The organism is Streptomyces sp. sk2.1 (assembly GCF_008120935.1).
GTDB lineage: Bacteria > Actinomycetota > Actinomycetes > Streptomycetales > Streptomycetaceae > Streptomyces.
Genome location: NZ_RDBO01000083.1, coordinates 34633 through 45481, shown reverse-complemented (window position 1 = coordinate 45481; position 10849 = coordinate 34633). Strand labels below are relative to the sequence as shown.

The window sequence follows — 10849 nt, the reverse complement described above, 5'->3', positions numbered from 1 at the left end:
GCCTCCCCGCGCTCCTCGACGCCCCCCTGCGGACTCCCTCGTGAGCCGCCGCACCCGACGGAGCGCACCCCTGTCGCGCCGCCCGCGCATCGCTAGCGAGCCCCCGCGTGCCACTCCCGCGCGGCCCCAACGCATGGCCGAATAACGTCCATTCGGGCCGCCCCCAGAGGTTTATCTACGCGCGGAGCTCAGCAGACGAACGGCCATTCGGGCATATCAGACCAGTTTTTCCGCGGCTATTACCGGCTGGTACCGACAGCTGCTAGAAACATGGCGCTCAACCCAACCCCCCATCCACCCCCCACACTTCGGAGGGCTGACAGCCATGTCGGTACGGAGATTCTGGGCGTCCGCATCCACCCTGGCGCTCGCCGCCGTGGCCGCCCTGGGCGTTGCCCAGCCGGCCTTCGCGAACTCGACGGCCGCGAGCGGTTACGTCGCTCTCGGTGACTCGTACTCGTCCGGTGTCGGGGCGGGGAGTTACCTGTCCGACAGCGGTGACTGCCGTCGCAGCACCAAGTCCTACCCCTACCTCTGGGCGGCTGCGAACTCGCCCTCCTCCTTCTCCTTCGTGGCCTGTTCGGGCGCCACGACCAGCTCGGTGGCAAGCACCCAGCTGGGGGCACTGAGCTCCTCCACCGGTCTGGTCAGCGTCACCGCGGGCGGCAACGACGTCGGCTTCGCCGATGTCATGCAGGCCTGCGTGCTGAACGGCGAGGCCACCTGTCTCAGCAGGGTCAACACGGCCGTCTCGCAGGCGCAGAACTCGCTTCCGTCCAAGCTGGGTTCGCTCTACACCTCCATCCGGTCACGGGCTCCCCAGGCCCATGTCGTGGTGCTCGGTTACCCGCGCTTCTACCAGCTGAGCGGCAGCTGCATCGCGGGCCTCTCCGAGAAGGAGCGGGCGGCGATAAACAACGCGTCCGACGTGCTGAACGGCGTCATCGCCAAGCAGGCGGCCAACTCCGGGTTCACGTTCTCCAGCGTGGTGGACGAGTTCAGCGGGCACGAGCTGTGCTCCGGCAGCGCGTGGCTCCACAGCGTGACCCTCCCGGTCTACAACTCGTACCACCCCAAGGCCGCCGGGCAGTCCGGTGGTTACCTTCCCGCCTTCCGCTCGGCCGCGTAGGACGCGGACGACGAGGGTGCGGGAGCGGCGGGCCGACGGATCACTTCCGAAGGCCCGCCGCGTCCATGCGCGTCCCGGCCGGGCCCCACCCCGGCCGGGCATACGTCCCCCGAAGCACCCCGTCCGAACCGACCCGTCCGAAACACCCCACCCGAAGCACCCCTCCCCCGAACGGACTCGGCCGGACCCGGACGTGTCGGTACTCGGTCCCGGTACCGCTCCGCAGTCGGACTCAGTACCGCTCCACCAGGTGTTCGCGGCCCGCCGGGGGCTCGTACGCCTCGGGCCAGAAGTCCGTTATCCCGTTGATCCGCCCCGCCCCGTCGAACGTGAAGAAGTGGATCGCGTGCGACTCCTCGACACCGGTCGTCACCAGCGTCCGGGCGGCGGCCTGGTGCCCCTCGCGGTCGGCCACGATCCGCTCGACACGGACCCGCCAGTCCCCCGGGTACTCGCGGTTGAAGCGCAGGTACCGCTCCTTGCCGCGAATCCGTTCCCGGGTCTGCGGCAGGTCGTACAGCACGTCGTCGGCCAGCGTGGCGGCGAAGGCGCCCCAGTCCCGGGAGTCGGCCGCACTCCAGTACGTCTCCACGGCGACACGCAGCTCGGCAGTCGTAGTCATGGTTCGAGTCTGTACCCCACCACTGACAATCGCCCCGACCTGGCGTTTCCTCAGGAACCGGTCGGCTTCGACGCCTTGAGCGAGTACATCAGCGGGATGCGCGGCCGTCCGGCGGGGAACCGGTAGTAGCCGTCGTCCTGCCGCTCCAGCGCCTCGAAGCGGGAGACGAGCGAGACGTCGTGCTCGTTCAGGAAGTCGATCCGCAGCCCGGTGGCGGCCAGTGCCGACACCACCTCGCCGATCGGGTGCTGCCACTCGACGGTGCGGTTGTGGACGGTGGGCGCGTCCAGGTCCGCGTACGTGCCCGGCGTGTCGTCCACCCATGCGTCGCGGGTGAAGTAGTCGTACTCGACCTTCGTGCCCGTGGCGTCGTCGAAGCAGTCCGTCAGCGGGTGGAACTCCACGAGGTAGAGGAAGCCCCCGGGCGCCACGAGCGACGCGGCGACCTCGGCCCAACGCCGGATGTCGGGCAGCCAGTTCAGCGCGCCGATCCCGGTGTAGACGATGTCGTACGAGGTGTCGGGCACGGCCTCGGCGGCGTCGTGGACGTCCGCGGCGACGAACGCCGCCCGGTCCTGGTCGAACCCGAGCTCGCGGGCCAGGCCGCGCGCCGCCTCGACGGCCGGTTCGGAGAGGTCCAGGCCGACGACGGGCCCGGCACCGTGCCGCGCCCAGGAGAGGGTGTCGACCCCGATGTGGCACTGGAGGTGCAGCAGCGATTTCCCCTCGACGTCCCCGACCTCGACGGGTTCGAAGTCGCGCAGGCAGTCCTTGCCGGCGCGGAAGGCCGCGAGGTCGTAGTAGTCGCTGCCCACGTGGATCGGCACCCGCTCGTCCCAGAACGCGCGGTTCGCCTCGTGCCAGTCGTCAGGGGTCGGTGCATGCATGTCGGGGAGGTTATCCACAGGCTGAGGACGAAGCGAACGAATTATCGGCGTCCGACGCAGAATGGGGGGCATGACTGAGATCACTGGTTCGACGACGGCCCCTTCCGCCCCGGGGGACGCCCCCGCGGCCGCCCCGGGGAGCGCCTCCGTGCCGGAGTGGGAGCAGCGTTTCCGGGCGTCGCGGGTGTCGCTGCCCGACTGGGCGGAGGACGCCCCGGACCGCGCGCTGTTCGTCTCCAACGCCACGGGCACGTACGAGCTGTACGCCTGGGACCGCGCCACCGGCGAGCAGCGCCGGGTGACGGACCGGCCGAACGGCACGACGGACGGGGCGCTGACCCCTGACGGGGAGTCGATCTGGTGGTTCGACGACACCGACGGGGACGAGTTCGGGGTGTGGATGCGCCGGCCGTTCCACGGCGGGGAGGCCGGGTCGGGCGACGAACCGGCGGTGCCCGGCCTCGCCCCCTCGTACCCCGCGGGGCTCGCGATCGGGCGGGACGGCACGGCGGTGGTCGGCCGCTCGACCGACGAGGAGGGGACGACGGTCCACGTCGTGCGCCCCGGCGCCGCCCCCGTGGAGATCTACCGCCACCGCGAGTCGGCGGGCGTCGGCGACCTCAGCCACGACGGGACGCTGATCGTCCTGGAGCACACCGAGCACGGCGACGCGATGCACTCCGCGCTGCGCGTGGTGCGGCCGGACGGCACGACGGTCGCCGAGCTGGACGACACCGAGGGCGGCACCAAGGAGCTGGGCCTGTCCGTGCTGGGCTTCGCCCCCGTGGCCGGGGACACCAGACTGCTGGTCGGGCATCAGCGGCGGGGCCGCTGGGAGCCGATGATCTGGGACCCGACGACGGGCGAGGAGACGGACCTCGCGCTCGGCCTGCCCGGCGACGTGAGCGCCGAGTGGTATCCGGACGCCTCCGCGCTGCTGGTCGTGCACGGCTTCGAGGCCCGCAGCGACCTGTGGCGGTACGAGCCGGGCGCGGGCGCCCCCGTCCGGGTGGAGACCCCGCCCGGTTCGGTGTCGGGTGCCACGGCCCGGCCCGACGGCACGGTGGAGTACCTGTGGTCCTCGGCCGCGCAGCCGCCCGTCATCAGGTCCACCTCGGGTGCCGTGGTGCTCGATCCGCCCGGTCCGAAGGCCCCGGGGTCGGTGCCGGTGGAGGACGTGTGGGTGGACGGGCCCGGCGGCCGCGTCCACGCGCTCGTCCAGCGGCCCGCCGCCCCGGCCCAGGGCCCGTTCCCGACGGTCTTCGAGATCCACGGCGGCCCGACCTGGCACGACAGCGACGCCTTCGCCTCCGGCCCCGCCGCCTGGGTGGACCACGGCTACGCGGTCGTCCGGGTCAACTACCGCGGTTCCACCGGATACGGCCGCGCCTGGACGGACGCGCTCAAGCACCGGGTGGGCCTGATCGAGCTGGAGGACATCGCGGCGGTCCGGGAGTGGGCGGTGAAGTCCGGCCTCGCCGACCCGGAGAAGACGGTCCTGGCCGGTGGCTCCTGGGGCGGCTATCTGACCCTGCTCGGGCTCGGCACACAGCCGGACGACTGGGCGCTGGGCCTGGCCGCGGTCCCCGTCGCCGACTACGTCACGGCGTACCACGACGAGATGGAGGACCTGAAGGCGATGGACCGCACGCTGCTGGGCGGCACGCCGGAGGAGGTTCCCGAGCGCTTCGCGGCCTCGTCCCCGCTGACGTACGTCGACGAGGTCCGGGCCCCCGTCTACATCTCGGCGGGCGTCAACGACCCGCGCTGCCCGATCCGTCAGGTCGAGAACTACGTGGACCGCCTGAAGGACCGGAACGCGGTGCACGAGGTGTACCGGTACGACGCGGGGCACGGCTCGCTCGTCGTGGAGGAGCGCATCAAGCAGGTCCGTCTGGAGCTGGACTTCGCCCGCCGCCACCTGGCCCCTGGACCGGCCCCGCAGCCGGTCTCTCAGCCGGTTCCGTCCGACGAGTAGGGGGACCCGCTCGGCGCGGGCGGCCCGCCGGGCGGCCCCCGCGCCGAGCGGCCGGAGCGGGGACCGTACCGTGGAGGGGTGTACCGGTTCCTGCTGACCCCGCGATGGTGGGGGATCAACCTCTTCGTCGCGCTGGCCATCCCGTTCTGCGTGTTCATGGGCACCTGGCAGCTCGGCCGCTTCGAGGACCGCGTGCAGACGCACGACGCCGCCACGAAGCAGCCCGCTCCCGGCACGAGGGCCGCCGAGCCGCTCGACGACCTCCTGCCCGTCGACAAGGTGACCTCCGGCCGCCCCGCCACCGCCACCGGCCGGTACGCCGACCAGTTCCTGGTGCCCGGTCGGAAGCTGGACGACAGGAGCGGCTTCTACGTCCTGAACATGCTCCGCACGGACACCGGCAAGGCCCTGCCGGTGGTACGGGGCTGGCTGCCCGGCGAGCCCGGCGCCACCCCCGTGCCCGCCGCGCCGACCGGCAGGGTCACGGTGACCGGCGACCTCCAGGCGTCCGAGAACGCCGGTACGACGGGGGCCGACGCGCGGGGCGGGCTCCCCGAGGGGCAGCTGGGCATCATCAGCGCCGCGTCGTTGATCAACCTCGTCCCGTACGACGTCTACGACGCCTGGGTGACGATCCAGGACACGAGCTCCGGCTCCGGCACGGCTGACGGGGCGGGCGGCGCGCTGCGCCCCGTACCGGCCGCCGCCGCGCAGGGCACCGGGCTCGATCTGAAGGCGTTCCAGAACCTCGGTTACACCGGTGAGTGGTTCGTCTTCGCCGGCTTCGTGCTCTTCATGTGGTTCCGCCTGGTCCGCCGCGAGGCCGAGGCCGCGCGCGACCTGCGCCTGGGCCTCGTCCCGGAGGCCGAAGCGGGGACGGCGGACGGGGCCGGCACCGACACCGCTGCCGCCACCGCCACCGGCACCGACGGCAGCGGGAAGAAGGGCGAGGACGAGGGCGCCAGTCCCGCCGTGGGCGGCAGAACCGCCTGAGACCGGAGACCACCACCCGGGGTCGGGGGTGGTCCGGGACGTACACACGCGTGTGAAACGGGTGAGGGCCCGCCGGATCGTTCCGGCGGGCCCTCACCCGTTTCGCACGCGCCGCGTGCGCGTCACGTCGCGGGGGCCAGGACCCCGGTCCGGTAGATCGTGCCCGAGCAGGCGTTGGGGATCGTCGCCGCCGCGACCGGTGCCCCGGCCTCCGGTGTGTGCATCACGGAGACGCTGCCGTCCTGGATGCCGCCGTCCTCGCCGAGGAACTGCGCGTCCATGTCCGTCGTCCCCTCGCCGCTGCCGGCGCCGGAGACCGTGGCACCGCCCGCGGCGCCCCCGCCCTCCGTCGGTGTCGGGCTCGGCGAGCCCCCGGCGGTCGGGCAGGTGTCCTTCGGCACCCAGGCGAACTTCACCTCGTACGCCATGGACGGCTTCAGCAGCACCGTCCGCTGCTCCTGCGAGGGGTCGGGCAGCCCGGGGGCCGCGTCGCCCGCAGTGTGGTGGACGACCATGATCCTGGTCTCGTCGGCCGCGCCCATCGTCTGGAAGCCCACGCTGCCGCCGTTGCTCACCGAGCACTCCGTGCCGGAGACGTTGGCGATGCGGAAGGTGCCGTACACCGTGCCGTCGGCCCCGGCGGCGCCGGTCTCGGCCGAGGCGACCCCGAGCTGACCCGGTCCGCAGGCCGCCATGGCGGCCACCTCGGTACGGTCCGGGTCCGCGGTCCCGCCCGCCAGGTTGCCGTCGTCGCCCTGGCCCCGGCTGTCGGAGGGGCTGCTGCTGCTCTCGGGGTGGTCCGGGTCGCCGTCGGTCCGCCCGTCGGTGTCACCGCCGCCGTCCTTGCCCTGGTGCCCCGAACCGGCGTCGGTGCCGTTGCCGCCCTGCGCCTGCTCGCCGTGCCCGGCTATCGCGGGGTTGGCCGCGCTCGAACCGTCGGAGTTCGCGACGTGGACGAAGGCGGGCACCGCGGTGCCGATGAGCAGCGCCGCCGCGGCCAGCCCGACGACGGCCTGCCGCCGCTTGGCACGCCGGACGGGCACCGCGCGCTGCAACCGGTCGAGCGTGCCGTCACGGGGCTCGATGTTCTGGACGGCGCCGTGCAGCATGCGGCGCAGCGCGACCTCGTCGAGATCCGCGTCACCGCCGTTCAGCCCGTCACCGCTCGACCCGTCGCCGTTCAGGGCGTCGTCCGAACCGGGATCCGGGCCGAAGAGGCTGCTCAGACTGCCGAAGCCGACTGTCCCGGCCGGCTCGGCCGCACCGGCACCGTCGGATTTACCGAACACACTGGATACACCGGACACGCTCGACGCACTCGACGCACCGGACTCACCCGACGCATCAGCGGCCGCTTCCGGAGCCCCGGCCTTCCCACCGTCCTCGCCGTCCCCGGCGTTCGCGGTGTCCCCGGCTTCCCCGCCGTTCCCGGCTTCGGCCCCGGTGGCCTCGGCTTCGGCGGTCTCCGCCGACCCGGTCGGGGCGGCGTCCGCGTCCCGGTTCGCAGGCAGGGCGTTCTCCGGCCCGTCGTGGTTCACAATCCCGTTTCCAGTCCGGTCAATCCGATGCTCACGCCCGGCGCCGTCGCGCTGTTCACGCCCCGGGCCGTTCTCGTACGTGCGGTCGCGCCGGCTCATCCCTGCGCCTCCATCACGACACGCAGCGCCGCGATCCCACGGGAGCCGTAGGCCTTGACCGAACCCAGGGATATCCCCAGCGTCTCGGCCACCTGCACCTCGGTCATGTCCGCGAAGTAGCGCAGCACCAGCACTTCCCGCTGCCGCCGCTGGAGCCCCCGCATCGCCTTGATCAGCGCGTCCCGCTCCAGCTGGTCGTACGCGCCCTCCTCGGCGCTCGCCATGTCCGGCATCGGCTTGGAGAGCAGCTTCAGCCCGAGGATGCGGCGGCGCAGCGCGGAACGCGAGAGGTTGACCACCGTCTGGCGCAGGTACGCGAGTGTCTTCTCGGGGTCACGCACCCGGTTGCGCGCCGAGTGGACGCGGATGAACGCCTCCTGCACCACGTCCTCGCACGAGGCCGTGTCGTCCAGGAGCAGCGCCGCGAGTCCGAGCAGGGACCGGTAGTGGGCACGGTAGGTCTCGGTGAGGTGGTCGACCGTGGTTCCGGCAGCCACGCTCTCCTCAGCGCCCTCGCGCTGCGAGGGCAACCGTGCGGGGCGGGCGGCGGGCATGGGCGCGATCACCGGCATGCCGCCGGGCGCGCGGGGCCGTCGGAGCGGGCGCACCGAAGCGCCCCGCAAGGGACCCACCACTGTGATATCGAGAACCTCTGCCACGCCAGTTGGACACGTTTCCCCCCGTCAGGGTTGTACGCGCGCGGCACCGCGTTCGACGCAGTGCGACATGCCCTCATACGTACCTGCTCTTCCCCAAGTGCCCCGAATGCGCGCCCCGCCGCGCCGAAGGTGACCGCATAGACGCGCATTCCCCGGCCGGCGGTTGCAGCGGGCCGGATGGTCATCGTCGGATACCCCGGCACCCCATCTCAAGATGTTCAGACCTTCAACTTACTCACAGGGCGTTCACAGAAACCACAAAACGGGTTCGATCAGACACGGGGGAACTCCGCGGCCACCGACTCGGCGATCTGCGCCACGTTCAGCGCGGCTCCCTTGCGGAGGTTGTCGCCGCAGACGAACAGCTCCAGGCACCGGGGATCGTCCATCGACCTGCGCACCCGTCCCACCCAGGTCGGATCGGTGCCGACGACGTCGGACGGCGTCGGGAAGTCCCCCGCCGCCGGGTTGTCGTACAGCACCACGCCCGGCGCCGTCGCCAGGATCTCGTGGGCCCGGTCGACCTCGACCTCGTTCTCGAACCTGGCGTGGACGGACATCGAGTGCGTCGCGACGACGGGCACGTACACACAGGTCGCCGCCACCCGGAGGGTCGGCAGGTCCAGGATCTTGCGGCACTCCTCGCGGATCGCCAGTTCCTCCGACGACCAGCCGTCCCCGGCCCCGGTGCCCGCCCAGGGCACCACGTTGAGGGCCACCGGGGCGGCGAAGGGGCCGCTCCCGATGTCGCCCAGCGCCCGGCGCACGTCCCCGGGGCTCGTGCCCAGTTCCGTACCGGCGACCGCCGCCAGTTGTTCGCGCAGCGCGGCGACGCCGTCGCGTCCTGCCGCGCTCACCGCCTGGTACGAGGAGACGACGAGCTCCCGCACCCCGAACTCGGCGTGCAGCGCGCCGATCGCGACGATCAGCGAGAGCGTGGTGCAGTTCGGGCTCGCGACGATGCCGCGCGGTCTGATCCGTACGGCGTGCGGGTTGATCTCGGGCACGACCAGCGGGACGTCGGAGTCCAGCCGGAAGGCGGCGGAGTCGTCGACGACGACCACGCCCTTGGCGGCGGCGATCGGCGCCCACCGCGCGGCGATGTCGTCCGGCACCAGGAACAGCGCCACGTCCACGCCGTCGAAGACGTCCTCGGAGAGTTCGAGGACCTCGCTCTCCTCGCCGCGCACGACCAGTTTGCGACCGGCCGAGCGCGGCGAGGCGATCAGCTTCACCTCGCCCCAGACGTCCGCGTGCTGCGAAAGGATCTGGAGCATGACACCGCCGATCGCCCCGGTCGCCCCGACGACCGCGAGCGAAGGGCGGCCCGCGGTCATCGGCCGGTGCCTCCGTAGACGACGGCCTCGTCGGAGTCGCTGTCCAGACCGAAGGCGGTGTGCACGGCGCGCACGGCCTCGTTGACGTCATCGGCACGGGTGACCACCGAGATGCGGATCTCGGACGTCGAGATCAGCTCGATGTTCACACCGGCGTCCGACAGCGCCTCGAAGAAGCCCGCCGTGACCCCCGGGTTGGTCTTCATACCGGCGCCGACCAGGGAGATCTTCGCGATCTGGTCGTCGTAGCGCAGCGACTCGAAACCGATGCCGCCGCGGTTGCGCTCCAGGGCGTCGATGGCCTTGCGGCCCTCGGCCTTGGGCAGGGTGAACGAGATGTCGGTCAGACCGGTCGACGCGGCGGAGACGTTCTGCACCACCATGTCGATGTTGATCTCCGCGTTCGCGATCGTGCGGAAGATCGCGGCGGCCTCGCCCGGCTTGTCGGGCACGCCGACGACGGTGATCTTGGCCTCGGAGACGTCATGGGCGACTCCGGAGATGATCGCGTGCTCCACCTTCTGGTCCCCTTGCGGCTCGTTGCTGACCCAGGTTCCGCGCAGTCCGGAGAAGGAGGAGCGGACGTGGATCGGGATGTTGTAGCGGCGTGCGTACTCCACGCACCGGTGCAGCAGCACCTTGGAGCCGGACGCGGCCAGCTCCAGCATGTCCTCGAAGGAGATCCAGTCGATCTTCCGGGCCTTCTTCACGACCCGCGGGTCGGCGGTGAAGACCCCGTCCACATCGGTGTAGATCTCGCAGACCTCGGCGTCCAGCGCGGCGGCGAGCGCGACCGCGGTGGTGTCGGATCCGCCCCGGCCGAGGGTGGTGATGTCCTTCTTGTCCTGGGACACGCCCTGGAACCCCGCGACGATCGCGATGTTCCCCTCGTCCAGCGCCGTACGGATACGGCCCGGCGTCACATCGATGATGCGCGCCTTGTTGTGGACCGAGTCGGTGATGACGCCCGCCTGGCTGCCGGTGAACGACTGGGCCTCGTGGCCCAGGTTTTTGATCGCCATCGCCAGCAGGGCCATGGAGATCCGCTCCCCGGCGGTCAGCAGCATGTCGAACTCACGCCCCGCCGGTATCGGCGATACCTGCTCGGCGAGATCGATCAACTCGTCCGTCGTGTCGCCCATCGCGGACACCACGACAACCACCTGGTTGCCGCTCTTCTTGGCATCGACGATTCGCTTGGCGACGCGCTTGATGCCCTCGGCATCGGCTACGGAGGAGCCTCCGTACTTCTGCACGACAAGGCCCACGTGCGCTCCTCGCTCAGTCCGTTACTGCGGTCGGCTCAGTTTAACGAGCAGCCCGAAAACGCCCCGCCAATACCGCATGGTGAGATGTCCCGCTCAGCACGTGATCTTCGGCGTGTCGTTCCGGGCCGCTCGCACAGGGTCTGTTGCCCGCCGATCGGGCCCGCACTCCCTATGTGGTCCAGCCCACACGCCCGGCGGGCCGGGTCCCCGATCCGGCGGCCCCGCACCTCTAGCGTGGACCGGAACCCCATGATCCGCCCTTCGGAGGCCCCCACCGTGCGCAATCCGCTCCGCGCGCTCCCCGTGCTCCTGGCCCTGGCCGCCCTCCCCCTGACCGCG

9 protein-coding genes are annotated in these 10849 nt (G+C 71.7%); 3 read left to right on the top strand and 6 right to left on the bottom strand.

The window, feature by feature from the left end; translation table 11 throughout:
• Nucleotides 1-325 precede the first annotated feature (325 nt).
• Nucleotides 326-1129 (top strand): SGNH/GDSL hydrolase family protein, encoded by an 804-nt coding sequence (locus EAO76_RS37080; RefSeq protein ID WP_148840627.1) that lies wholly within the window; start codon nt 326-328, stop codon nt 1127-1129.
• Nucleotides 1130-1361: 232 nt separating this feature from the next.
• Here EAO76_RS37080 and EAO76_RS37075 read toward each other — a convergent pair whose 3' ends face one another.
• Both EAO76_RS37075 and EAO76_RS37070 read right to left on the bottom strand, forming a co-directional pair.
• Nucleotides 1362-1751 (bottom strand): nuclear transport factor 2 family protein, encoded by a 390-nt coding sequence (locus EAO76_RS37075; RefSeq protein WP_148840626.1) that lies wholly within the window; start codon nt 1749-1751, stop codon nt 1362-1364.
• 50 nt (nt 1752-1801) lie between these two features.
• A complete protein-coding gene (locus tag EAO76_RS37070) occupies nt 1802-2638 on the bottom strand; it encodes a bifunctional 2-polyprenyl-6-hydroxyphenol methylase/3-demethylubiquinol 3-O-methyltransferase UbiG (protein ID WP_148840625.1) in 837 nt (278 codons plus the stop codon).
• A gap of 70 nt (nt 2639-2708) precedes the next feature.
• Between EAO76_RS37070 and EAO76_RS37065 the strand changes: the two genes are divergently transcribed.
• Nucleotides 2709-4616, top strand: coding sequence for a prolyl oligopeptidase family serine peptidase (locus tag EAO76_RS37065; RefSeq protein WP_187438935.1), 1908 nt, complete (start codon nt 2709-2711; stop codon nt 4614-4616).
• Nucleotides 4617-4694: 78 nt separating this feature from the next.
• Nucleotides 4695-5609 (top strand): SURF1 family protein, encoded by a 915-nt coding sequence (locus EAO76_RS37060; RefSeq protein ID WP_148840623.1) that lies wholly within the window; start codon nt 4695-4697, stop codon nt 5607-5609.
• 122 nt (nt 5610-5731) lie between these two features.
• Here the strand turns inward: EAO76_RS37060 and EAO76_RS37055 are convergent, their stop codons facing one another.
• From EAO76_RS37055 to EAO76_RS37040, 4 genes are all read right to left on the bottom strand, one after another.
• A complete protein-coding gene (locus EAO76_RS37055; protein ID WP_262376075.1) occupies nt 5732-7147 on the bottom strand; it encodes a hypothetical protein in 1416 nt (471 codons plus the stop codon).
• A gap of 95 nt (nt 7148-7242) precedes the next feature.
• Nucleotides 7243-7818 (bottom strand): SigE family RNA polymerase sigma factor, encoded by a 576-nt coding sequence (locus tag EAO76_RS37050; protein WP_148840622.1) that lies wholly within the window; start codon nt 7816-7818, stop codon nt 7243-7245.
• Between the two features lie 359 nt (nt 7819-8177).
• Nucleotides 8178-9242, bottom strand: coding sequence for an aspartate-semialdehyde dehydrogenase (locus EAO76_RS37045; protein WP_148840621.1), 1065 nt, complete (start codon nt 9240-9242; stop codon nt 8178-8180).
• Entirely contained in the window at nt 9239-10510 is a 1272-nt protein-coding gene (locus EAO76_RS37040; protein WP_148840620.1) for an aspartate kinase, read from the bottom strand. The genes EAO76_RS37045 and EAO76_RS37040 overlap by 4 nt, the downstream gene beginning before the upstream one ends.
• Nucleotides 10511-10849: the final 339 nt, after the last annotated feature.